This is a genomic window from Citrobacter sp. Cb031 (genome assembly GCF_030336725.1).
GTDB classification, from domain to species: Bacteria; Pseudomonadota; Gammaproteobacteria; order Enterobacterales; family Enterobacteriaceae; genus Citrobacter; species Citrobacter braakii.
The window spans coordinates 84,571-107,344 of record NZ_JAOWDA010000008.1 but is presented as its reverse complement, the minus strand read 5'-3'; the positions used below and the strand labels follow the sequence as shown (position 1 = coordinate 107,344).

Sequence of the window (22,774 nt, the reverse complement as noted above, 5' to 3'; positions counted from 1 at the left end):
CCGCTGCGGAGAAATGTCGTGAAGCGACCAGCGCTGATAATGGTTTGCCTGTTATTACAGGCGTGCTCAGCCACCACCGAAGGGCTGGGTCATTCGCTATGGGATAGCGTGTTTGGTACTCCCGGCGTACAGATGACGGACGATGAAATCAAAAACATGCCCTACGCCAGCCAGTACATGCAGCTCAACGGCGGCCCACAACTGTTTGTGGTACTCGCGTTCGCGGAAAACGGACAGCAGAAATGGGTGACTCAGGATCGGGCCATTCTCGTCACGCAGTCTGGGCGCATGGTGAAAACGCATCTCGGCGGGGATAACCTGATCGAGGTGAATAATCTCGCGGCAGATCCGCTCATCAAACCAAACCAGATAGTCGATGGGGCAACGTGGACCCGCACGATGGGCTGGACCGAACATCAGCAGGTGCGCTATGCCACCGCCCACTCGGTTTTCGAATGGGATGGCACTGACACCATTAAGGTTGGTAGCGAAGATACGCCAGTACGAATCCTTGACGAAGAAGTCACCACCGATCAAACGCGCTGGCATAACCGCTACTGGATCGACAGCGAAGGGCAGATTCGCCAATCGGAACAGTATCTTGGCGCACGTTACTTCCCGGTGAAAACCACGCTGATTAAGGCGGCAAAATCATGATGAAACGAGCCGTTGTGGCGCTGCTATTGAGCCTGAGCGCAGCGTCAGTTTTTGCTGCGGGTAGCGTTAAGGTCTTTACCTCCGCCAGCGAAGAGCCAAAGACGTTGACCGGGGCCGAACATCTGCTCGACCTGGTTGGGCAGCCGCGGTTGAGTAATAGCTGGTGGCCAGGAGCGGTTATCAGCGAAGAGCGGACAACGACGGAAGCAGAACGTCAGCAGCAGGCATTACTGGCTCGTCTGGCGATGCTCAGCGCTGAAGAAAGCGGTGACGATGCCGCGGCTATCAACGCATTGCGCCAGCAAATTCAGGCGCTGAAGGTGACCGGCAGACAGAAGATTAATCTCGACCCGGATGTTGTGCGCGTCAGTGAGCGAGGCAACCCGCCGTTGCAGGGCAATTACATGCTGTGGGTCGGACCGCAGCCAACGGATATAACGCTGTTTGGCCTGCTAAGTCATCCGGGTAAACAACCGTTTATGCCCGGGCGCGATATCGCCAGCTATCTCGATGGGCAACGTCGGCTCAGCGGCGCAGATCGTAGCTATGCCTGGGTCATCTATCCCGACGGACGCACGCAAAAAGTCCCGGTCGCCTACTGGAACAAACGTCACGTTGAGCCGATGCCCGGCAGCATCATTTTTGTCGGACTCTCTGATGCTGTCTGGCGCAGCACCCCGGATGAAATCAATGCCGACATTCTTCGCACCCTGACCCAGCGGATACCCGAATAATGAGAAAAACTTATCTGCTCAGCTTACTGGCGCTGGGCGTAAGCGTTGCCTGCCACGGTGAAACCTGGCCCGCGCCCATTGGACCTTCCCAGTCCGATTTTGGCGGCGTGGGACTGCTGCAAACCCCAACCGCACGCATGGCGCGTGAAGGCGAAATGAGCCTTAACTACCGCGATAACGATCAATACCGTTACTACTCTGCGTCGGTACAACTCTTCCCCTGGCTGGAAACCACCCTGCGCTATACCGATGTGCGTACCAAAAAATACAGCGGCGTGGAGTCGTTTTCTGGCGATCAGACTTATAAAGATAAGGCTTTTGATCTCAAACTTCGCCTGTGGGAAGAGAGCTACTGGATGCCGCAGGTGGCGGTTGGCGCGCGGGATATCGGTGGTACCGGCCTGTTTGATGCGGAGTATGTGGTGGCGAACAAAGCCTGGGGCCCGTTTGATTTCTCTCTCGGCCTTGGCTGGGGATATCTCGGGACCAGCGGCAACGTTAGCAATCCGTTTTGCTCATACAGTGATAAATTCTGCCATCGCGATAACAGCTACAAGCAGGCCGGTTCTATTGACGGTAGCCAGATGTTCCACGGCCCGGCGTCGCTGTTTGGCGGCGTAGAGTATCAGACTCCCTGGCAGCCGCTGCGCCTGAAACTGGAGTATGAAGGTAATAATTACCAGCAGGATTTTGCCGGCAAGTTGGATCAGAAGAGCAAGTTTAACGTCGGCGCTATTTATCGCGTCACCGATTGGGCCGACGTTAACCTCAGCTATGAGCGCGGGAACACCTTGATGTTTGGGGTCACGCTGCGGACTAACTTTAACGATCTGCGACCAAACTATAACGACAATACCCGCCCGAAATATCAACCACAGCCGCAGGATGCCATCCTGCAACATTCGGTGGTGGCGAATCAGTTAACGCTGCTGAAATATAATGCCGGGCTGGCGGATCCTAAAATTCAGGTGCAGGGCGATACGCTGTATGTGACGGGTGAACAGGTGAAATACCGTGATTCGCGCGAAGGGATCGAGCGTGCTAACCGGATCGTGATGAACGATCTTCCCGATGGGATCCGCACGATCCGCATTACGGAAAACCGCCTTAACTTGCCGCAGGTGACGACCGAAACGGAGGTTTCCAGCCTCAAGCGCCATCTGGAAGGCGAGCCGTTGGGCCATGAAACTCAACTGGCACAAAAACGCGTCGAGCCCGTGGTACCGAAAACGACCGAGCAGGGCTGGTATATTGATAAGTCACGCTTCAATTTCCATATCGATCCGGTGCTAAATCAGTCGGTGGGCGGCCCGGAAAACTTCTATATGTATCAGTTGGGCGTGATGGGAACGGCAGATTTGTGGGTTACCGATCATCTGCTGACCACCGGGAGTTTGTTCGCCAACCTCGCCAATAACTATGACAAGTTTAACTACACCAACCCGCCGCAGGATTCGCATTTACCACGCGTGCGTACCCATGTGCGTGAGTATGTGCAAAACGATGTCTACGTGAATAACCTGCAGGCCAACTACTTCCAGTCACTCGGAAACGGGTTCTACGGACAGGTTTACGGGGGCTATCTGGAAACTATGTACGGCGGAGCGGGGGCAGAAGTGCTGTATCGCCCGCTGGACAGCAACTGGGCGTTTGGTGTTGACGCCAACTACGTGAAACAGCGTGACTGGCGCAGCGCGCAGGACATGATGAAGTTCACCGACTACAGCGTGAAGACCGGGCATTTGACGGCTTACTGGAATCCTTCGTTCGCCCAGGATGTACTGGTGAAAGCCAGCGTGGGGCAATATCTGGCGGGGGATAAGGGCGGAACGCTGGAAGTGGCGAAACGCTTTGACAGCGGCGTAGTGGTGGGCGGCTATGCGACTATCACCGACGCCTCGCCGGATGAGTACGGAGAGGGTGATTTTACCAAAGGGGTGTACGTTTCTGTGCCGCTGGATCTGTTCTCGTCAGGCCCAACCCGCAGTCGTGCGGCGATTGGCTGGACGCCGTTAACACGCGATGGCGGCCAGCAGCTTGGACGTAAGTTTGGTCTGTACGACATGACCAGCGACAGGAGTGAAAACTTCCGCTGATAGATGGCCGGATGGGACCTGCGCTTATCCGGCTCTATAAACGACGTAATAATTGTGCCGGATTTCCCGCATACACGCCTTTCTCGGTGATCGATTTGGTCACCACGCTTCCCGCGCCGACGACCGCGCCATCGCAGATAGTGACCGCCAGAATGGTCGCTCCGCTGCCGATCGAGACATCGTCGCCAATCGTAATACGTCCCCAACTATTGCGGTCGGCATTGGGTTTTCCTTCGCGAAACATATCGTTGGCGAACATCACGCCGTGACCGATAAAACAGCGAGCGCCGAGGGTGACATATTCGCAGATGAAGGTGTGCGACTGAATTTTGCTGTCTGCGCCAATCTGCGTATTACCCTGGATTTCAACAAATGGTCCGACAAAAACGTTGTCCCCTAATGTGCAGTCGTAGAGATTTGCGGGTTCATAAATTACCACGTTCTCACCGCAGGTAACGTTGCGAACAGCGGATTGTCTGAGCTGCATAATTCATCCTGTGAAATGTGTCGTGACACTCATCATTCCCTGCTGACCTTTCTTGCACAAAATATAAACAAAAAATGTAGATCTCTGTCACATTTTTGCGTTATACAGGAACCTCGCCACTGAGTAAGAGGTGCTGTTATGACGTCGCTATCTCGTCCGCGCGTGGAGTTTATCTCCACTATTTTACAGACCGTGTTGAATCTGGGGTTGCTGAGTCTGGGCCTGATCCTGGTCGTATTCCTCGGGAAAGAAACGTTGCATCTGGCGGATGTGCTGTTCGCGCCGGAACAAACCAGCAAGTATGAACTGGTGGAAGGGCTGGTGGTTTACTTTCTCTACTTTGAATTTATCGCGCTGATTGTGAAGTACTTTCAGTCAGGTTTTCACTTTCCGCTGCGCTACTTTGTCTATATCGGGATCACTGCGATTGTGCGGCTGATCATTGTCGATCATAAAGCGCCGATGGATGTGCTGATCTATTCTGCGGCGATCCTGCTGCTGGTGATCACCCTGTGGCTGTGTAATTCCAAACGGCTGAAGCGAGAGTAAAAGACAACACGCCGCAATTGGGCTGCGGCGTGTTTTGGGTAAAAATTACTGCGCAGAGGCCGGCTGGGTTTTCTCCGCCGCGGGTTCCCACAGTTCTTCAAATTTATCCACCGTCATGATCGCCAATACGGTAAAGCTAAGGTTGATCACGCCGATGGCGATAACGCCTGCGCCAAACTAATTCTGTTTAATTTGTCGAGTTTCAGGCGAAAAATTGATTTGCAGTGATGGGGGGCACGAAAGGAAATAATCGTAAGCGTAATGCAAAATAACATAAAAAAAGGGCGCTCCGTAGAGCGCCGAATAACAGTCACAGGTTGGGATAACATAAGTTGAGGGTTGCAGTGGCATTGCCCGTTGCCGGGCAGTTACTTCGGTAAAACTTAACCTTTCACACCACCCGCCGTCAGTCCGTTGACCAGCCAGCGCTGTGCCAGCAGGAACACCAGAGTGATCGGAATGGCTGAAAGTACAGCTGCGGCGGCAAAGTCGCCCCACAAATAGTTCTGTGGATTGAGGTACTGCTGCATACCTACCGCAAGGGTATAGCTGTTCACATCACGCAGCAGCAGTGATGCGACCGGTACTTCGGTAATCGCGGCAATGAAAGACAGAATAAACACGACCGCCAGAATCGGAACGGAAAGCGGCAGCAACACCAGGCGGAATGCCTGCCACGGCGTTGCGCCATCCAGCGCGGCCGCTTCTTCCAGCGAACCGTCGATGGTTTCGAAATAGCCCTTAATCGTCCATACATGCAGCGCAATACCGCCGAGATAGGCGAAGATCACGCCACCGTGAGTGTTCAGACCAATAAACGGAATGTACTGGCCCAGGCGGTCAAACAAAGCATACAACGCGACCAGAGACAGCACCGCCGGGAACATCTGGAATATCAGCATCCCTTTCAGCAGGGTTGCTTTGCCCGGGAAACGCATACGGGCAAAGGCGTAAGCGCAGGTGGTGGAAAGCGTCACGATACCGATCGCGGTAATGGTGGCTACTTTCACCGAGTTCCACAGCCATAACAGCACCGGGAACGGCGGCGGCGTCACGCGGCCATCCACATGCTCAACGCTAAAGCCCAGCGCCAGTTTCCAGTGTTCCCAGGAGATGTTTTCCGGGATCAGGCTGCCGGTGGCAAAGTTACCTTCACGCAGCGAGATAGCGATAACCATCAGCAGCGGGAACATGATCGCTGCAATGAAAATCAGCAGCAGCAAGTGCGTTGTTAAGAGACGCAGTTTCTGAGATTTGGGTTGTACCATAGCCATGTTCGTTGTCTCCCTTAATCAAACTTCATACGCGTGGCTTTCAGGTTCACGATGGCCAGCGCACCGACCAGCAGGAAGATCAGCGTGGCAATCGCCGCCGCCAGACCGAAGTCCTGACCACCGCCGCCTTCGAAGGCGATACGGTAGGTGTAGCTCACGAGCAGGTCGGTATAGCCTGCTGGCGTGGTGGTACCAAGACGGTCTGGACCACCGTTGGTCAACAGTTGAATCAGCACGAAGTTGTTAAAGTTAAAGGCGAAGCTGGCGATCATCAGCGGCGTCAGCGGCTTAATCAGCAGTGGCAACGTAATCTTAAAGAAGTTCTGGAACGGACCTGCACCATCCATCGCCGACGCTTCATACAGGTCGTCAGGGATCGCTTTAAGCAGACCCATGCACAGGATCATCATGTACGGGTAACCAAGCCAGGTGTTGACGATAATAATCATCGAACGCGCGGTGGTTGGGTCGCTGAACCAGGCCGGTTTGATGCCAAACAGTGCGCTCAGCATCATGTTGATTTCACCGAAGCTCTGGTTGAACAGCCCTTTGAAAATCAGAATCGAAATAAACGACGGTACGGCATACGGCAGAATCAGCAGGACACGGTAAATCGCTTTGCCTTTGAGAGACTCCCACTGTACGAGACAGGCTAGTACCATCCCCACGGCCACGGTGAGGATCACGGTCAGAACGGAGAAGACCACCGTCCAGACAAAGATGGCGAAGAACGGTTTCTGAATGCCTTCGTCGGTAAATACGCGGGTGAAGTTGTCCCAACCGATGGCAACGGTATAGCCTGGGCTGAGTTTTTCGTTACCCCAGCTACCGTCAGCGTTAATTGCCTGATAATAACCAATATCGTTGTTGGCGCGGTATTTTACGCCGCTTTGGCTGTTGGTAAGCGTGCCGTCATCAGCGAGCGTATAGAGTGGCTGCGTGCCGGAAAACTGGCGCAGTGAACTCATAATCACTTTGCTTTCATCTGGCAGGATGGCGGTGAGTTGGGTTAACGCCTGGCGATTTTGCGTGATGATACGCAGCGTCGCACGTTCGCCCGCTGGCAGCGCCTCGGCTTCTTTCAACTGCAGTTTCTGTTCGCCGCCAAATTTAAAGGCGTCGGAGAGATAATTCTTGCCAGTTTCACCGTCGGTGAGGGCCAGTTGCCACTCCGTACCCGCCGGATACAGGCCGAAGTTGTAGGTTTTCCCCGCCTGATAAGAACGGTCCATCAGGACTTCCTGAGCACGTTCAAAGGTCAGTTGGTTGGTGCTGCTGTAGTTGGTAAAGGCAATTGCGATAGTACAAATCAGCGGAAACAGGACAAACAGCCCCATCCCGGCAACGCCTGGGTAAACATAGCGCCAGGCGTAGGCTTTACGGTTAGCAAAAATATACAGGCCAGCAGAGCTTAAAATCAGCGTCATGATGGCAAACAGGTACTCCCCCTGAGCATACATCAAAACAACAAGGTAACCGACCAGCAGCCCAAGCAGACCCATCACTGACCATTTCAGCCGGTCGCTTTGCCACCAGTGTTTCTTTTTAATGACATCCATGGGGATCAATCCTCTTTACGCTTTATCCTTCGCACTACCTCTTTGTTGGCTGCGGAAGCTCACCCCAGTCACTTACTTATGTAAGCTCCTGGGGATTTGCCTCCTTGCCGCCTCGATGTAGCGCGAATGATTTCGCGTAACAACGTATTCAATAAACCTGATTCCCTAAGAAATAAGGGAAACCGTATTACTTGGTGATACGACCTTGTGCATCTTTCAGCGCGGCATCGACGGTCTGACGGCCGCTGGCAGCGTTGATCACTGCGGTACGAACGGCATACCAGAATGCGGACATCTGCGGGATGTTCGGCATGATCTCGCCTTTCTGGGCGTTATCCATGGTGGCCGCGATACGCGGGTCTTTTGCTAACTGATCCTGGAAGGATTTCAGCGCAACCGCGCCCAGCGGTTTGTCCTTATTCACTTCATCCAGACCCTGATCGGTCAGCAGGTAGTTTTCGAGGAACTCTTTTGCCAGTTCTTTGTTCGGGCTGGCAGCGTTGATACCTGCGCTCAGAACGCCCACGAACGGTTTGGACGGTTTACCCTTGAAGGTTGGCAGCAGGGCAACGCCGTAATTCACCTTGCTCTTATCGATGTTGGACCACGCCCACGGACCGTTGATGGTCATCGCGGTGTCACCTTTGTTAAAGGCCGCTTCGGCGATGGAGTAATCGGTATCCGCGTTCATGTGTTTGTTCTTGATCAGATCAACCAGGAAGGTCAGACCCGCTTTTGCGCCCGCGTTGTCCACGCCCACGTCTTTCACGTCGTACTTGCCGTTTTCAAACTTGAACGCGTAACCGCCGTCGGCGGCAATCAGCGGCCAGGTGAAGTACGGTTCTTGCAGGTTGAACATCAGCGCGGATTTTCCTTTCGCCTTCAGCTCTTTATCCAGCGCAGGAATTTCTTCCCAGGTTTTTGGCGGGTTTGGAACGAGGTCTTTGTTATAAATCAACGACAGCGCTTCAACCGCAATCGGGTAGGCAATCAGTTTGCCGTTATAGCGTACGGCATCCCAGGTGAACGGATAGAGTTTGTCCTGGAACGCTTTATCTGGGGTGATTTCAGCCAGCAGGCCAGACTGAGCGTAGCCGCCAAAACGGTCATGTGCCCAGAAGATGATGTCAGGGCCGTCGCCAGTCGCAGCAACCTGTGGGAACTTCTCTTCCAGTTTGTCCGGGTGCTCAATGGTGACTTTGATACCGGTGTCTTTCTCGAATTTTTTGCCCACTTCAGCGAGGCCGTTATAGCCTTTGTCGCCGTTAATCCAGATAACCAGCTTACCTTCTTCAATCTTGGCGAGAGCCGAGGCGGAAAACATCATCGTCGTTAATGCAGACAATGCGAGGATGCGTGCGCCAGTTTTGATTTTCATAGTTCCCATCCTGTTTGGTGATTTTGCAGAGGTGGCTTAACGGTTACTAGTTTCTTTATACGACAACCTCTTTCCATCCTCCTTACCCCTACGCCCCACCCGCTCTTTATGTGATCTGTGTTACATAAATGTGAGTATTGCGTACTGGCGCACATAAAAACCCACTGATTTTTGCAGGCTGCATCACGAAATTCCTCCGCGGCGTACGGCCCGGGTCTCAGACGCTGTTCTCTCATCCTCCCGCCTCCTCCCCCATAAAAAAGCCGGGGGTGGAGGATTCACGCAGTCAAGGGATCACGCATAGTCAGCCCATCATGAATGTTGCTGTCGATGACAGGTTGTAACGAAGGGAGAAGGGCATGGCGAGCGTACAGCTGCGAAATGTAACGAAAGCCTGGGGTGACGTGGTGGTATCGAAAGATATCAATCTCGACATTCACGAAGGGGAATTCGTGGTGTTTGTCGGACCGTCAGGCTGCGGTAAGTCGACCTTGCTGCGTATGATCGCCGGACTTGAAACCATCACCAGTGGCGACCTGTTTATCGGGGAGACCCGGATGAACGACATTCCCCCCGCCGAACGCGGCGTGGGCATGGTCTTTCAGTCCTACGCGTTGTATCCCCATTTATCCGTCGCAGAAAACATGTCGTTTGGCCTCAAACTGGCTGGCGCAAAAAAAGAGGTGATGAATCAGCGCGTGAATCAGGTCGCGGAAGTTCTGCAACTGGCGCACCTGCTGGAGCGTAAACCGAAGGCGCTTTCCGGCGGACAACGTCAGCGTGTGGCGATTGGCCGAACGCTGGTTGCCGAGCCGCGCGTATTCCTGCTGGATGAACCGCTGTCGAACCTCGACGCCGCTCTGCGTGTGCAAATGCGTATTGAAATCTCCCGCCTGCATAAACGTCTTGGCCGCACGATGATTTACGTCACCCACGATCAGGTCGAAGCGATGACGCTGGCCGACAAAATTGTGGTGCTGGATGCTGGTCGCGTGGCGCAGGTCGGCAAACCGCTGGAGCTATACCACTATCCGGCTGACCGCTTTGTGGCGGGCTTTATTGGGTCGCCGAAGATGAACTTCCTGCCGGTGAAAGTCACCGGGACGGCCATCGATCAGGTGCAGGTTGAACTGCCCAACCGCCAGCAAATATGGCTACCAGTGGACAGCCATGCGGTACAGGTTGGTGCCAACATGTCTTTAGGTATCCGCCCGGAACATCTGCTGCCCAGCGATATCGCCGATGTCACCCTCGAAGGTGAAGTGCAGGTGGTCGAGCAGCTTGGTCACGAAACTCAAATTCATATCCAGATCCCCGCCATCCGTCAAAACCTGGTTTACCGCCAGAACGACGTGGTGTTGGTAGAAGAGGGTGCCACATTCGCTATCGGCCTGCCGCCAGAGCGTTGCCATCTGTTCCGTGAGGATGGCACTGCATGTCGTCGGTTGCATCAAGAGCCGGGCGTTTAAGGTCCCCATAAAAAACGAAACGCAAAGCCATTCGAAGCTACATCGAGGCGGCAAGTAAATGAATCCCCGGGAGTGTACAAAGAGTACGCGACTGGGGTGAAAGAACGCAGCCAACAAAGAGGCAGCCCGAAGGGGGACGCGTTTAAAGAAAAGCAATGATCTCAGGAGATAGAACGATGATTACTCTGCGCAAACTCCCTCTGGCGGTTGCTGTAGCGGCAGGCATTATGTCTGTTCAGGCAATGGCTGTAGATTTCCACGGTTACGCTCGTTCCGGTATTGGCTGGACAGGGAGTGGCGGTGAACAACAGTGTTTCCAGGCAACCGGTGCACAAAGTAAATACCGTCTCGGTAACGAATGTGAAACCTATGCGGAAATCAAATTAGGTCAGGAAGTGTGGAAAGAAGGCGATAAGAGCTTCTACTTCGACACCAACGTTGCTTACTCCGTCGCACAGCAGAATGACTGGGAAGGCACAGACCCGGCATTCCGTGAAGCAAACGTGCAGGGTAAAAACCTGATCGAATGGCTGCCAGGCTCCACTATCTGGGCCGGTAAGCGCTTCTACCAGCGTCATGACGTACACATGATCGACTTCTACTACTGGGATATTTCAGGTCCTGGCGCCGGTATTGAAAACATCGATCTGGGCTTCGGTAAACTGTCTTTGGCAGCGAGCCGTTCACAGGAAGCGGGTGGTTCATACGCTTTCAGCAGCCAGAATATCTATGATCGTACCAAAGACACCGCGAACGATGTATTTGACGTTCGTTTAGCGCAGTTGGCAACTAACCCGGATGGGATGTTGGAACTGGGCGTTGACTATGGTCGCGCGAATACCACCGATGATTACAGGCTGGCGGACGGCGCATCTAAAGATGGTTGGATGTTCACCGCTGAACATACCCAGAGCATGCTGAAGGGCTACAACAAGTTTGTCGTTCAGTACGCCACAGATTCCATGACCACCCAGGGCAAAGGCCTGAACCAGGGTTCTTATGGTTCTTCCACTACGACCATTGAAGATCCCGTTACTGGCGTTAAAACCAACTATGCCAACAACGTTGTGAATAACAACGGTAGCCTGTTCCGCGTGCTGGACCACGGTGCAATCTCCCTGGGCGACAAGTGGGACCTGATGTACGTCGGTATGTACCAGAACCTCGACATGGATAACGACCTGGGGACCGAATGGTACACCGTTGGTATTCGCCCGATGTATAAATGGACGCCAATCATGAGCACCCTGCTGGAAGTCGGTTACGACAACGTCAAATCTCAGCAGACCAGCGATCGCAACAGCCAGTACAAAATCACCCTGGCCCAACAATGGCAGGCGGGTGACAGCATCTGGTCTCGTCCGGCAATCCGCGTCTTCGCAACCTATGCAAAATGGGATGAAGAGTGGGGTTACATCAAAAATGGTAACGACGTAACCAAATTCGCAGCGGCAACGAACTCTGGCCTCAGCACAACCAGCCGTGGCGACAACGATGAGTGGTCCTTCGGTGCCCAGATGGAAATCTGGTGGTAATTCAGCACTAACCTGACGTAAAGACCGAAAGAGGGGCGCAAGCCCCTCTTGATTACGGTTTAGCGCGCTATTGCCTGGCTACCGCTGAACCCATGCTATCTGAGGTGATAACAATGAAAATGAAGAAAAGTCTCGTTGCCCTTTGTTTATCTGCAGGGTTATTTGCCAGCGCACCTGGCATCAGCCTGGCCGATGTGAATATTGTTCCGCAGAACACCACCGCGGCCCCATCTATTCCCACTGCGGCGCTGCAGCAGTTAACCTGGACGCCTGTTGATCAATCCAAAACCCAGTCTTCGCCGCTTGCGACAGCGGGTCAGCGTCTGGATGTCGCCGGTATTACTGGCCCGGTCGCTGCGTATAGCGTCCCGGCGAATATTGGCGAACTCACCCTGACGCTGTCCAGTGAAGTGAATAAACAAACCAGCGTATTTGCGCCAAACGTATTAATTCTTGACCAAAACATGACGCCATCTGCGTTCTTCCCCAGCAGCTATTTTACCTACCAGGAGCCCGGCGTGATGAGTGCCGATCGTCTGGAAGGAGTAATGCGTCTGACGCCAGCGCTGGGTCAGCAAAAACTCTATGTTTTGGTCTTTACCACTGATAAAGATCTCCAGCAGACCACAACCCTGCTTGACCCGGCAAAAGCCTATGCCAAGGGCGTAGGTAACGCTATTCCGGATATTCCAGACCCGATCGCCCGTCATACCACCGACGGTTTACTGAAACTGAAAGTCAAAACCAGCTCCTCCTCCAGTGTTCTGGTCGGGCCGCTGTTTGGCTCATCCGGCCCTGGTCCTGTCACGGTGGGCAATACCGCCGCGCCTGCGGTGACCTATGCGGCTCCGGCAGCAGCCGTTGCTGCTCCAGCGCCACAACCGGTGAAGAAAAGTGAGCCGATGCTGAACGACACGGAAAGTTATTTTAACCAGGGCATTAAGGATGCCGTTGCGAAAGGCGATGTCGATAAAGCGCTGAAGCTGCTTGATGAAGCTGAGCGTCTGGGATCCAAATCTGCCCGATCCACCTTTATCAGCAGTGTAAAAGGCAAGGGGTAAACATCGCCCCGCATTGTTGATTTTGCAACAACTGGTGCGTCTCCTGGCGCACCTTTTTTTATCCTTCGGTGCTAATTGTTACACTTATGTTGCTCTGGCGATCACTTAATTGTGTTTGCTCACCCCGTAATGCATTTTCTGCGATACAATGCCTTCAAGTTATAAATCGGAGAGTAAGGCATGCCACACCCTGCGTTAACGCAACTGCGTGCGCTGCGTTATTTTGATGCGATCCCGGCGCTGGACGCCCAACTGCTCGACTGGTTGTTACTGGAAGATTCCATGACTAAACGTTTTGAGCAGCAGGGAAAACAGGTCACCGTAACGTTGATTCGCGAAGCATTCGTTGGGCAAAATGAGGTGCCTGAAGAGCTGCCGCTGCTGCCTAAAGAGTCCCGTTATTGGTTACGTGAGATCCTGTTATGCGCGGATGGTGAACCCTGGCTTGCCGGGCGGACCGTGGTGCCTGAATCAACCTTGTGCGGCCCTGAGCTGGCCTTACAAAATCTGGGGAAAACCCCGCTCGGACGTTACCTGTTTACATCATCGACATTGACCCGAGATTTTATTGAGATTGGCCGCGATGCAGCGCTGTGGGGGCGCCGTTCCCGCCTGCGGCTGAGCGGTAAGCCGCTGATGCTTACCGAGCTTTTTCTACCTGCATCGCCGTTGTACTGAGAGGAAGATAAAGATGGAGTGGAGTCTGACGCAGAATAAGCTGCTGGCATTTCACCGCTTGATGCGTACGGATAAGCCAATCGGTGCCTTACTGCTGCTCTGGCCTACGCTGTGGGCATTGTGGGTGGCAACCCCAGGCATGCCACAATTGTGGATCCTGGCGGTTTTTGTCGCTGGCGTTTGGTTAATGCGCGCCGCCGGCTGCGTGGTGAATGATTATGCCGACAGGAAATTTGACGGACACGTTAAACGCACCGCAAATCGACCGCTGCCGAGCGGGGCCGTCACTGAAAAAGAGGCCCGAACGCTGTTCGTCGTATTGGTACTGCTGGCCTTCCTGCTGGTTTTGACGCTCAACACGATGACCATTTTGTTGTCCGTTGCGGCGTTAGCGCTGGCGTGGGTTTACCCGTTCATGAAACGCTATACGCACCTGCCGCAGGTGGTGCTGGGGGCGGCGTTTGGCTGGTCGATCCCGATGGCGTTCGCCGCCGTGAGCGAGTCCGTACCGCTGAGCTGCTGGCTGATGTTCCTCGCCAATATTCTCTGGGCGGTGGCCTACGACACCCAATATGCGATGGTTGACCGCGATGATGACCTGAAGATCGGCATTAAATCGACCGCGATTCTGTTCGGTCAAAACGACAAGCTGATCATTGGTATCCTGCAGGTGGGCGTACTGGTGCTGATGGCGCTGGTGGGTTGGCTAAACGGGCTGGGACTGGGTTATTACTGGTCTCTGCTGGTGGCTGGCGCGCTGTTTGTATATCAGCAGAAACTGATCGTCAATCGCGAGCGTGATGCCTGTTTTAAAGCGTTTATGAACAATAACTACGTCGGTCTGGTGCTGTTCTTAGGGCTGGCGATGAGCTACTGGCATTTTTGAGTTTGGCTTAGCCTGCAAAATAAAAAACCGGTCATTTCATTTCGACCGGTTTTTTTATGCTTACTCGCCTTGTGTGGCGCTCTCGATGGTCAGACGCACATCTGACGTGACCAGTTCGGCCAACATCTGATAGATCTTCATCGTCTCTTCCGGTTCGGCATCTCCGGTATCGCTGATGAATCCCTCGTCACGCAGCGTCAGCACCAGAGAGCTGAACACGGCTTTATCGAAGAATTCCGGCGCGTTAATGCCGTGCAGTACGGAGAGGCGTTGCGCTACGGTGCGGCTCTCTTTCTCCAGCGTGCCACGGTTGATAGACGGGTTCGCGCTCAGCAGCCAGAAGGTAATGGCGTAGCGTTGCAACGTCTCGCGAGCACCCGCCGCCAACAGCTGTAGCGTACGAGAGCGGGCCGGATTGATATGCAGTTCGTCATCGTTCAGGGCGATCAGTCCCTGGCGCTGCATTTCGCTGGCCAGTTCGTCAATCACTCCGGCGAGTTCATCACGCTCCCAACGTAAGAACAGCTCTGCTTTCAGCATCGGGTACAGCGCATCAATATGCTGCTGTAGCGCGGCGCGTGAAATACGACGATGCTGAGTCACAATGGCTGCCATTAACGAAGGCAGAACCAGCATATGCGCAATGTTGTTGCGGTAATACGTCATCAATACCGCCTGCTCGCGCGGCAGAATGATGATGTCACCGATGGTGTCTTTCTCGACCTCAAACTTATTCATCTGTAAGGCATGGTCGATCAATTCACTGGCGCTCTGCGCAGGAACCGTACAATCTGCCGCGTACGGCACGTTGCGCAGCAGACTCAGATAGCAGTCGAGCTGTTCAGTCAGTTGCTCACGGGTCAGAGATCGCTGGCGGGAGGCCAACAGCGCGGTACAGCACAGGTTCATGGCATTGGCCGCGCCTGCATTGTTAATGCGTACCATCAGATCGGCGGCAATGCTATTCACCGTCGGCGTCAGCCAGGCCGGGCGGATGGACTCGATAGGATCGATCGATTCACGCCACTCCGGTACATGCTGGTTGAGGTAAGTCATCAATGGCATCGGTTCGCCAAAGTTGACATAACCCTGGCCCAGATTACGCAGCTTGCTCAAGCCACGCAGCATTTGCGGCAGACTCTCTTTCTCTTTCGTCGCGCCACGCAGCTCTTTCGCGTACGTGCCTACTTCCATTACGTGCTCGTAGCCGATGTAGATGGGGACGAGGGTAATCGGACGCGTACCGCCGCGCAGCATCGCCTGAATGGTCATCGACAGCGTGCCGGTTTTCGGGTCGAGCAGACGCCCGGTACGTGAACGGCCTCCTTCGACAAAGTATTCAACCGAGTAGCCGCGGCTGAACAACTCGCCCAGGTATTCGCGGAAAACGGTGGAATAGAGCTTGTTGCCCTTGAAGGTACGACGAATAAAGAACGCGCCCAGACGACGGAAAATCGGACCTGCTGGCCAGAAGTTCAGGTTGATACCGGCAGCGATGTGCGGCGGAACCAGCCCCTGGTGGTACAGAACGTACGACAGCAGCATATAGTCCATATGGCTGCGGTGGCACGGAACATAGACGATTTCGTGCCCATCGTGCGCCAACTGACGTACACGCTCCGCATTGTGAACGTTAATCCCCTGATACAGACGGTTCCAGGTAAAGCCCAGAATACGGTCTGTCAGACGAATCATCTCGTAGGAGAAGTTGGCGGCAATCTCTTCCATCAGCGCAATGGCATTTTGCTGCGCTTTTTCATGGGAGATTTTTTTACTGCGCGCTTCATCTTCTACCGCGCGAGCGATAGCTTTTGAGGCCAGCAGCTTATTAAACAGGTCCTGGCGGGCAGGGAGGCGCGGGCCGACTGCGGCCAGACGCTGACGAGCAAAGTGCATGCGCGCCACGCGAGCCAGTTTCTGAGCGATGATTTTATCCGTACCGTGTTCGTCCGCCATGCGACGCAGGGAGACCGACGGGGAGAAGCGGACAAAACTGTCGCGACCCAGCCAGGACACAGCAAAGAATTTCTGTACGCCGTTTAGCATGCGCAGCGGCGGATTGACCTCGCCTTTTTCACGCCCAGGCGCACGGCCAAACATCACCGAAACCGGCACCATTTGCACATCCAGGTCTGGATTGCTGCGATGCAAGTCGAGATAGTTATGGAACAGCTTAATGGACTCTTCTTTCGGCGTGTAATAGGTGAACACGCGCGGGCCGCCGTGAATAAACACGTAGCGCGGCAGCAGAGTTCCGTCTATCTCCAGCGGTTCCAGGGGATCCGGGAGATCGTGCACCAGACATTGGGCACGCAGCGTCAGCAAGTCTGCTTTTGAATTGTACGGTAGGACGTACATAATGGGACGCGAAGTATCGAGCCCCAATTCCGGAGCAGGTTCTGCCGGAATAGACTTGCTTTTTACCAGGACGCTTAATGGTAAATTCAGTAATTTGTAGTAAATTCGTGGCCAGCCGGACATAAACGATGTAAAGCCTCTGGTTAATAATGCAAATGCGCTGCAAGGATATCAGAAAGTTTAGTGAATTTCTGGTGTATCCGGTCATACTTCGCGCTGCTTTGCCACACCCTGAAACAAACGGGGTAACGTTACAATGACATTGACGCTAATAATGTAAAAAGGTTCTTTTTGATGGCCAATAATACCACTGGATTCACCCGAATTATCAAAGCTGCAGGCTATTCCTGGAAAGGTTTTCGCGCCGCATGGATCAATGAGGCGGCATTCCGCCAGGAAAGCGTTGCCGTACTGTTGGGCGTAGCCATCGCCTGCTGGCTGGACGTCGATGCCATTACCCGCGTGCTGTTGATTGGTTCCGTGATGCTGGTGATGATCGTTGAAATCCTCAACAGTGCGATTGAGGCGGTGGTTGACCGTATTGGCTCTGAGTATCACGAACTTTCCGGTCGGGCGAAAGATATGGGCTCGGCGGCGGTATTGCTGTCTATTTTTGTCGCTCTGATCACCTGGGGCATCCTGTTGTGGTCGCATTTGCGATAAAGATTCCACAACTGCATAAATCTCCTGTTTTTTGTGCAGTTTGCGGTTCCAAAATCACCTTTAGCTGTATATACTCACAGCATAACTGTATATACACCCAGGGGGCGGAATGAAAGCGTTAACGGCCAGGCAGCAAGAGGTGTTTGATCTCATTAGGGATCACATCAGCCAGACAGGTATGCCACCGACGCGTGCGGAGATCGCGCAGCGTTTGGGGTTCCGTTCCCCAAACGCCGCTGAAGAACACCTGAAAGCGCTTGCGCGTAAAGGCGTACTTGAAATTGTATCCGGCGCATCGCGCGGTATTCGACTGCTGCAGGAAGAAGAAGAAGGGTTACCGCTTGTCGGACGCGTAGCGGCAGGCGAGCCACTGCTGGCGCAGCAGCACATCGAAGGTCACTATCAGGTCGATCCTTCACTGTTCAAACCGAACGCCGATTTTCTGCTGCGCGTCAGCGGTATGTCGATGAAAGACATCGGTATTATGGACGGTGATTTACTGGCTGTGCATAAAACTCAGGATGTGCGTAACGGTCAGGTTGTTGTTGCCCGTATCGACGACGAAGTCACCGTTAAGCGCCTGAAAAAGCAGGGCAACAAGGTTGAGCTCCTGCCAGAAAACAGCGAATTTAAACCTATTGTTGTCGACCTGCGCGAGCAAAACTTCACTATTGAAGGGTTGGCGGTAGGCGTCATTCGTAACGGTGAATGGCTGTAATTTTCTGTTGATTCCCTGTAGGCCGGATAAGACATTTACGTCGCTATCCGGCAACTTGCCCGGTGGCGCTACGCTTACCGGGCCTACACAGCATCTTTTTTCAGTACATCTAACTTCTTCTCAGGCTCTCCTGTATGCCTTTCTTTACCTCTTCTGATAAAGCACTCTGGCACCTCGCCTTACCGATGATCTTCTCCAATATCACCGTTCCCCTGTTGGGACTGGTGGATACCGCGGTGATTGGTCATCTGGATAGTCCGGTCTATCTTGGCGGCGTTGCTGTTGGCGCCACGGCGACCAGCTTTCTCTTTATGCTGCTGCTTTTTTTGCGCATGAGTACCACCGGCCTTACCGCGCAGGCATTTGGCGCGAAAAATCCGCAGGCGCTGGCGCGCGCGTTGGTGCAGCCGCTATTGCTGGCGCTGGGGGCTGGGCTGCTTATCGCACTGTTTCGTACGCCGATTATCGATCTGGCTCTGCACATTGTCGGCGGAAGTGAGGCGGTACTGGAGCAGGCCCGACGTTTCCTGGAAATCCGCTGGTTAAGCGCACCCGCATCGCTGGCGAATCTGGTGCTGCTCGGCTGGTTGCTTGGCGTTCAGTATGCGCGCGCGCCAGTTATCCTGTTGATTGTCGGCAATATTCTCAACATTGTGCTCGATTTATGGCTGGTAATGGGCCTGCATATGAACGTGCAGGGAGCGGCGTTAGCGACGGTGATTGCCGAATATGCCACGCTGCTGATTGGCCTGATGATGGTACGCAAAGTCCTGCATATGCGTGGAATTTCGCTGGCAATGTTGAAGCTGGCGTGGCGTGGCAACTTCCGTCGTTTGCTGGCGCTCAACCGCGACATCATGCTGCGTTCGCTGCTGCTACAGCTCTGCTTTGGGGCCATTACGGTTCTGGGCGCGCGTTTGGGAGGCGATATCATCGCGGTTAACGCCGTTCTGATGACTCTGCTGACGTTTACCGCCTACGCGCTGGATGGATTTGCCTATGCTGTGGAAGCGCATTCGGGTCAGGCCTATGGGGCGAGGGATGGCAGCCAGTTGCTTGATGTCTGGCGGGCGGCCTGTCGACAGTCCGGTATTGTGGCTATTCTGTTTTCGCTGGTTTATGCCCTGTTTGGCGAGCAGATTGTTGCGCTGCTGACCTCGCTGCCGCAAATCCAACTTTTGGCCGATCGCTATCTTTTCTGGCAGGTGGTTTTGCCGCTGGTGGGAGTGTGGTGTTATCTGCTCGACGGTATGTTTATTGGAGCGACACGAGCTGCAGAAATGCGCAACAGTATGGCCGTTGCCGCAGCAGGGTTCGCATTAACGCTACTGGCTTTACCGTTGCTGGGAAATCATGGTTTGTGGCTGGCGTTAACCGTTTTTCTCGCGCTGCGTGGGCTGTCCCTGGCCTTTATCTGGCGGCGTCACTGGCGTAATGGAACCTGGTTTGCCTGAGCGGATGGTTAAAAATTCCGAATAGTAAATAAAACCCAGAATCCCTGACTACACTTATTCTCACGTCCAGCAAAAACAGCATGTGTCTGGACATGGCACTCTCGCTATTCACAACCTAACGATGAGGACTTGATGATGAATAAAGACGAAGTCGGCGGCAACTGGAAGCAGTTTAAAGGTAAAGTGAAAGAGCAATGGGGCAAACTGACCGATGATGATATGACGGTCATTGAAGGTAAACGTGACCAACTGGTCGGTAAAGTCCAGGAGCGTTACGGTTACGCGAAAGATCAGGCGGAGAAAGAAGTGACCGATTGGGAAAAACGTAATGATTACCGCTGGTAATTAACCCTTCCCTCCTGAGAGTACAAGGATGTACGCTCTCCCACCCGCTTAACGCCCAACTTTCTTCTTCACCTGAATCGTATGGTCATGCTGGCATTCGCCAGGGTGACGACATGACTCAACCTCCACACAGGCCGGGCACAGTCCATGGGCTTCAATAACGTTATGTCGCAGGGCAAAACCCATTTTGGCTGCCAGCGTATGCATGATGTCTTCCACGCCTTCCGCGCACTCTTCTTTTACCACACCACAGCGGTCGCAAATGAACATTGCGGAACTGTGGGTTGGCTGATCGAACAGATGGCAAAGCACATAGCTGTTGGTGGATTCCACCTTGTGCACAAACCCTTGTTCCAGCAGAAAATCAAGCGCACGATACACGGTCGGCGGCTTGGCCTGCGGCTCGGTTTCCCGCAACAGGTCAAGTAGGTCGTAAGCGCTGATTGCGCCTTCCTGCAGGCTCATCAGGCGCAGCACTTCGAGGCGTTGTGGCGTAAGCCGTACGTTGCGTTGCGCACAGAGTTTTTCAGCTTGAGCCAATAACTCCTGCGTGGTGGTTTTGTCCATTTGGCGCCTCGATTTGCGTGCAAGGTTAATCCCTTACTTTAACATGTTCTGTTTAAAACACCGAGATCCACCGCGGTGTGCTATACCTGACCCATCGCAATACTGGAAAATAATCATGAAAAGACCCGATTGTATTCGTCACTGGCGTGAAGTTGAGGGGGCTGATGACTCCACCTATCCCGATAGCGATGAGCTGTTTTCCATAGGTGCGCCGCTTGCCCGCAAGCTGGGGTTAGGGCGACTCGGCATTCATCATGAGCGCCTGCCGCCGGGCCGACGCACCTCGTATCCGCACGCTGAAAGCGATGAGGAAGAGTTTATCTATGTGCTGGAAGGATATCCTGAGGCCTGGATTAACGGTTATTTATGGAAGCTGGAACCGGGCGACAGCGTCGGTTTCCCGGCGGGCACCGGCGTGTGTCACACCTTTATCAATAACACCAGTGAAGAGGTACGTCTGCTGGTCGTGGGTGAGGCGAACAAAAAATACAATCGTATTTATTATCCGCTTAATCCGGTTTATGCCGCCACGCGTGAGGACCGCTGGGTCGACCATCCGCCGCAGTTTTTTGGATCTCACGACGGAAAACCGGGGCGTAAATAGCGCTTGTCGGGGAGCAGGGAGGGGGAACTGCGAGGATGTGGCTCACTATCGTAACGGTCTATGCTATAGTAGCGCCCCTTTTTTAACCGGATGCTTGAATATTCGCCATGCTGCCTGAATCTCAGTCTACCGCTTTTCCCGCTCATCGTTTTTCTATCGCGCCGATGCTCGACTGGACGGACAGACATTGCCGCTACTTTTTGCGCTTACTGTCCAGCCAGACGCTGCTCTACACGGAGATGGTAACCACCGGCGCGATCATTCATGGTAAAGGCGATTATCTGGCGTATAGCGAAGAAGAACATCCAGTCGCTTTGCAACTGGGCGGGAGCGATCCGGCTGCGCTGGCGCAGTGCGCAAAGCTTGCTGAACAACGGGGCTATGACGAAATTAACCTCAACGTGGGTTGCCCTTCCGATCGTGTACAGAATGGAATGTTTGGTGCCTGTCTGATGGGAAATGCGCAATTGGTCGCTGATTGCGTCAAAGCGATGCGCGATGTGGTATCGATTCCGGTAACGGTGAAAACCCGTATCGGTATTGATGACCAGGACAGCTACGAATTCCTGTGCGATTTCATCAACACGGTCTCCGGTAACGGTGAATGTGAGATGTTTATCATCCACGCCCGCAAGGCCTGGCTGTCTGGGCTAAGCCCGAAAGAAAACCGCGAAATCCCACCGCTGGATTATGACCGTGTTTATCAGCTAAAGCGCGATTTTCCGCATCTGACAATGTCGATCAACGGTGGCATAAAATCGCTGGAAGAAGCGAAAATCCATCTGCAACATATGGATGGCGTGATGGTGGGGCGCGAAGCTTATCAAAACCCAGGCATTCTGGCGTCCGTTGACCGCGAGATTTTTGCTGTCACCAGCGAAGATGCCGATCCGGTCGCCGTAGTGCGTGCGATGTATCCGTATATTGAGCGTGAACTGAGTAAAGGAACCTATTTGGGGCATGTCACGCGCCATATGCTGGGACTGTTTCAGGGGATTCCAGGGGCACGGCAGTGGCGTCGCTATCTGAGCGAAAATGCGCATAAAGCCGGGGCAGATATTGAGGTTCTGGAACATGCGCTGAAGCTGGTGGCAGACAAACGTTAAGTTTTCGCCAAAAGTTAGTGAATTTCACCACGCCCTGCGCTTCGTCGCGGGGCGTTTGCTTTATAAATCAATATATTAATTTTGGCATGTTTCTTGTAAAGCTGTGGAGAGTATTTCATTTCGGGAGAGAGCCATGCTGGAACTACTTTTTGTGATTGGATTTTTTATCATGCTGATGGTCACCGGCGTATCTTTGCTGGGAGTGCTGGCCGCATTGGTGGTAGCCACTGTGGTGATGTTTTTGGGCGGACTATTTGCGTTGATGATTAAACTGTTGCCCTGGCTGTTATTGGCCGTTGCCGTGGTGTGGGTTATCAAGGCGATAAAAGCGCCAAAAGTCCCACAGTATCAGCGCAATAACCGCCGATTTTACTAAGGTATTGAGCGGTGTGTCACAACCTGCAACATTGCCTTTAGAAGCAAATAGGAATTGATTATCAAATCTGTCACTATTGCCAGGTTAACGAATTCATCGAGCTGTACCCTACATACAGCCGAACTAAAAAAAGAAAGGGCTTCCTACGGGAAGCCCTAATTCTTTCTTCCTCCTTCATAATTCAAACCGCAGGTTTGTTGGCGGCTTGAATTATTTAACG

Annotated in this window: 22 protein-coding genes; 16 read left to right on the top strand and 6 right to left on the bottom strand. The window is 53.5% G+C overall.

The window, feature by feature from the left end; all coding sequences use genetic code 11:
* Positions 1 to 18 precede the first annotated feature (18 nt).
* Genes OGV93_RS01150 through OGV93_RS01140 form a run of 3 tightly spaced genes read left to right on the top strand, consistent with a single transcriptional unit; the run spans position 19 to position 3,487 of the window.
* The gene (locus tag OGV93_RS01150; protein WP_115191106.1) at positions 19 to 657 is read left to right on the top strand and encodes a YjbF family lipoprotein; all 639 of its coding nucleotides are present in this window, start codon (positions 19 to 21) and stop codon (positions 655 to 657) included.
* Positions 654 to 1,391, top strand: coding sequence for a capsule biosynthesis GfcC family protein (locus OGV93_RS01145; RefSeq protein ID WP_287109307.1), 738 nt, complete (start codon positions 654 to 656; stop codon positions 1,389 to 1,391). The genes OGV93_RS01150 and OGV93_RS01145 overlap by 4 nt, the downstream gene beginning before the upstream one ends.
* Complete coding sequence (locus OGV93_RS01140) at positions 1,391 to 3,487, top strand: YjbH domain-containing protein (RefSeq protein WP_019077875.1); 2,097 nt, start codon at positions 1,391 to 1,393, stop codon at positions 3,485 to 3,487. The genes OGV93_RS01145 and OGV93_RS01140 overlap by 1 nt, the downstream gene beginning before the upstream one ends.
* 34 nt (positions 3,488 to 3,521) lie before the next feature.
* Here OGV93_RS01140 and OGV93_RS01135 read toward each other — a convergent pair whose 3' ends face one another.
* Complete coding sequence (locus OGV93_RS01135) at positions 3,522 to 3,974, bottom strand: acyltransferase (RefSeq protein WP_019077874.1); 453 nt, start codon at positions 3,972 to 3,974, stop codon at positions 3,522 to 3,524.
* Between the two features lie 138 nt (positions 3,975 to 4,112).
* Here OGV93_RS01135 and psiE point away from each other — a divergent pair, with 138 nt between their 5' ends.
* Positions 4,113 to 4,523, top strand: a complete 411-nt coding sequence (gene psiE / locus OGV93_RS01130; protein ID WP_003031674.1) for a phosphate-starvation-inducible protein PsiE — start codon at positions 4,113 to 4,115, stop codon at positions 4,521 to 4,523.
* Positions 4,524 to 4,906: 383 nt separating this feature from the next.
* On the opposite strand, the gene malG is transcribed toward psiE, so the two are convergent.
* The 3 genes from malG to malE form a co-directional block, all read right to left on the bottom strand.
* Entirely contained in the window at positions 4,907 to 5,797 is an 891-nt protein-coding gene (malG, locus tag OGV93_RS01125) for a maltose ABC transporter permease MalG (RefSeq protein WP_101700862.1), read from the bottom strand.
* A gap of 14 nt (positions 5,798 to 5,811) precedes the next feature.
* Positions 5,812 to 7,356, bottom strand: coding sequence for a maltose ABC transporter permease MalF (gene malF, locus OGV93_RS01120; RefSeq protein ID WP_181546824.1), 1,545 nt, complete (start codon positions 7,354 to 7,356; stop codon positions 5,812 to 5,814).
* Positions 7,357 to 7,543: 187 nt separating this feature from the next.
* On the bottom strand, positions 7,544 to 8,734 hold the full coding sequence (gene malE / locus OGV93_RS01115) for a maltose/maltodextrin ABC transporter substrate-binding protein MalE (protein ID WP_016155342.1): 1,191 nt from the start codon (positions 8,732 to 8,734) through the stop codon (positions 7,544 to 7,546).
* Between the two features lie 359 nt (positions 8,735 to 9,093).
* Here malE and malK point away from each other — a divergent pair, with 359 nt between their 5' ends.
* The 5 genes from malK (at position 9,094) to ubiA (ending at position 14,363) form a co-directional block, all read left to right on the top strand.
* Positions 9,094 to 10,203 (top strand): maltose/maltodextrin ABC transporter ATP-binding protein MalK, encoded by a 1,110-nt coding sequence (malK, locus tag OGV93_RS01110; protein ID WP_016155343.1) that lies wholly within the window; start codon positions 9,094 to 9,096, stop codon positions 10,201 to 10,203.
* A 176-nt stretch (positions 10,204 to 10,379) separates the two neighbouring features.
* A complete protein-coding gene (locus OGV93_RS01105) occupies positions 10,380 to 11,738 on the top strand; it encodes a maltoporin (RefSeq protein ID WP_016155344.1) in 1,359 nt (452 codons plus the stop codon).
* Positions 11,739 to 11,851: 113 nt separating this feature from the next.
* Entirely contained in the window at positions 11,852 to 12,799 is a 948-nt protein-coding gene (malM, locus tag OGV93_RS01100; RefSeq protein WP_016155345.1) for a maltose operon protein MalM, read from the top strand.
* Positions 12,800 to 12,979: 180 nt separating this feature from the next.
* On the top strand, positions 12,980 to 13,477 hold the full coding sequence (gene ubiC, locus OGV93_RS01095; RefSeq protein ID WP_016155346.1) for a chorismate lyase: 498 nt from the start codon (positions 12,980 to 12,982) through the stop codon (positions 13,475 to 13,477).
* Between the two features lie 13 nt (positions 13,478 to 13,490).
* Complete coding sequence (ubiA, locus tag OGV93_RS01090; protein ID WP_003826589.1) at positions 13,491 to 14,363, top strand: 4-hydroxybenzoate octaprenyltransferase; 873 nt, start codon at positions 13,491 to 13,493, stop codon at positions 14,361 to 14,363.
* Between the two features lie 60 nt (positions 14,364 to 14,423).
* On the opposite strand, the gene plsB is transcribed toward ubiA, so the two are convergent.
* On the bottom strand, positions 14,424 to 16,844 hold the full coding sequence (gene plsB, locus OGV93_RS01085; RefSeq protein WP_016155442.1) for a glycerol-3-phosphate 1-O-acyltransferase PlsB: 2,421 nt from the start codon (positions 16,842 to 16,844) through the stop codon (positions 14,424 to 14,426).
* A gap of 171 nt (positions 16,845 to 17,015) precedes the next feature.
* Between plsB and OGV93_RS01080 the strand changes: the two genes are divergently transcribed.
* From OGV93_RS01080 to OGV93_RS01065, 4 genes are all read left to right on the top strand, one after another.
* Complete coding sequence (locus OGV93_RS01080) at positions 17,016 to 17,384, top strand: diacylglycerol kinase (RefSeq protein ID WP_003826594.1); 369 nt, start codon at positions 17,016 to 17,018, stop codon at positions 17,382 to 17,384.
* Positions 17,385 to 17,493: 109 nt separating this feature from the next.
* Positions 17,494 to 18,102 carry a transcriptional repressor LexA gene (gene lexA / locus OGV93_RS01075; RefSeq protein ID WP_003826596.1) on the top strand — a complete coding sequence of 203 codons (609 nt, stop codon included), beginning with the start codon at positions 17,494 to 17,496 and terminating at the stop codon, positions 18,100 to 18,102.
* A 134-nt stretch (positions 18,103 to 18,236) separates the two neighbouring features.
* Entirely contained in the window at positions 18,237 to 19,556 is a 1,320-nt protein-coding gene (dinF, locus tag OGV93_RS01070; RefSeq protein ID WP_049041229.1) for an MATE family efflux transporter DinF, read from the top strand.
* Between the two features lie 135 nt (positions 19,557 to 19,691).
* Positions 19,692 to 19,901: a CsbD family protein gene (locus OGV93_RS01065; RefSeq protein WP_019077869.1), complete on the top strand. Its 210-nt coding sequence runs from the start codon at positions 19,692 to 19,694 to the stop codon at positions 19,899 to 19,901.
* 48 nt (positions 19,902 to 19,949) lie between these two features.
* Here the strand turns inward: OGV93_RS01065 and zur are convergent, their stop codons facing one another.
* A complete protein-coding gene (zur, locus tag OGV93_RS01060; RefSeq protein WP_003031709.1) occupies positions 19,950 to 20,468 on the bottom strand; it encodes a zinc uptake transcriptional repressor Zur in 519 nt (172 codons plus the stop codon).
* 115 nt (positions 20,469 to 20,583) lie between these two features.
* Here zur and OGV93_RS01055 point away from each other — a divergent pair, with 115 nt between their 5' ends.
* The 3 genes from OGV93_RS01055 to pspG all read left to right on the top strand — a co-directional run bounded on the left by OGV93_RS01055 (position 20,584) and on the right by pspG (position 22,554).
* Positions 20,584 to 21,072, top strand: a complete 489-nt coding sequence (locus OGV93_RS01055; protein ID WP_016155350.1) for a cupin domain-containing protein — start codon at positions 20,584 to 20,586, stop codon at positions 21,070 to 21,072.
* Between the two features lie 107 nt (positions 21,073 to 21,179).
* On the top strand, positions 21,180 to 22,178 hold the full coding sequence (gene dusA / locus OGV93_RS01050; protein WP_016155444.1) for a tRNA dihydrouridine(20/20a) synthase DusA: 999 nt from the start codon (positions 21,180 to 21,182) through the stop codon (positions 22,176 to 22,178).
* A 133-nt stretch (positions 22,179 to 22,311) separates the two neighbouring features.
* Entirely contained in the window at positions 22,312 to 22,554 is a 243-nt protein-coding gene (gene pspG / locus OGV93_RS01045) for an envelope stress response protein PspG (protein WP_016155352.1), read from the top strand.
* Positions 22,555 to 22,774: the final 220 nt, after the last annotated feature.

Bases quoted from the DNA above. Each gene is read 5' to 3' on its own strand.
- OGV93_RS01145 (WP_287109307.1), top strand. From the start codon at position 654: ATGATGAAACGAGCCGTTGTGGCGCTGCTATTGAGCCTGAGCGCAGCG.
- OGV93_RS01140 (WP_019077875.1), top strand. From the start codon at position 1,391: ATGAGAAAAACTTATCTGCTCAGCTTACTGGCGCTGGGCGTAAGCGTT.
- OGV93_RS01135 (WP_019077874.1), bottom strand. From the start codon at position 3,974: ATGCAGCTCAGACAATCCGCTGTTCGCAACGTTACCTGCGGTGAGAAC.
- psiE (WP_003031674.1), top strand. From the start codon at position 4,113: ATGACGTCGCTATCTCGTCCGCGCGTGGAGTTTATCTCCACTATTTTA.
- malG (WP_101700862.1), bottom strand. From the start codon at position 5,797: ATGGCTATGGTACAACCCAAATCTCAGAAACTGCGTCTCTTAACAACG.
- malF (WP_181546824.1), bottom strand. From the start codon at position 7,356: ATGGATGTCATTAAAAAGAAACACTGGTGGCAAAGCGACCGGCTGAAA.
- malE (WP_016155342.1), bottom strand. From the start codon at position 8,734: ATGAAAATCAAAACTGGCGCACGCATCCTCGCATTGTCTGCATTAACG.
- malK (WP_016155343.1), top strand. From the start codon at position 9,094: ATGGCGAGCGTACAGCTGCGAAATGTAACGAAAGCCTGGGGTGACGTG.
- OGV93_RS01105 (WP_016155344.1), top strand. From the start codon at position 10,380: ATGATTACTCTGCGCAAACTCCCTCTGGCGGTTGCTGTAGCGGCAGGC.
- malM (WP_016155345.1), top strand. From the start codon at position 11,852: ATGAAAATGAAGAAAAGTCTCGTTGCCCTTTGTTTATCTGCAGGGTTA.
- ubiC (WP_016155346.1), top strand. From the start codon at position 12,980: ATGCCACACCCTGCGTTAACGCAACTGCGTGCGCTGCGTTATTTTGAT.
- ubiA (WP_003826589.1), top strand. From the start codon at position 13,491: ATGGAGTGGAGTCTGACGCAGAATAAGCTGCTGGCATTTCACCGCTTG.
- plsB (WP_016155442.1), bottom strand. From the start codon at position 16,844: ATGTCCGGCTGGCCACGAATTTACTACAAATTACTGAATTTACCATTA.
- OGV93_RS01080 (WP_003826594.1), top strand. From the start codon at position 17,016: ATGGCCAATAATACCACTGGATTCACCCGAATTATCAAAGCTGCAGGC.
- lexA (WP_003826596.1), top strand. From the start codon at position 17,494: ATGAAAGCGTTAACGGCCAGGCAGCAAGAGGTGTTTGATCTCATTAGG.
- dinF (WP_049041229.1), top strand. From the start codon at position 18,237: ATGCCTTTCTTTACCTCTTCTGATAAAGCACTCTGGCACCTCGCCTTA.
- OGV93_RS01065 (WP_019077869.1), top strand. From the start codon at position 19,692: ATGAATAAAGACGAAGTCGGCGGCAACTGGAAGCAGTTTAAAGGTAAA.
- zur (WP_003031709.1), bottom strand. From the start codon at position 20,468: ATGGACAAAACCACCACGCAGGAGTTATTGGCTCAAGCTGAAAAACTC.
- OGV93_RS01055 (WP_016155350.1), top strand. From the start codon at position 20,584: ATGAAAAGACCCGATTGTATTCGTCACTGGCGTGAAGTTGAGGGGGCT.
- dusA (WP_016155444.1), top strand. From the start codon at position 21,180: ATGCTGCCTGAATCTCAGTCTACCGCTTTTCCCGCTCATCGTTTTTCT.
- pspG (WP_016155352.1), top strand. From the start codon at position 22,312: ATGCTGGAACTACTTTTTGTGATTGGATTTTTTATCATGCTGATGGTC.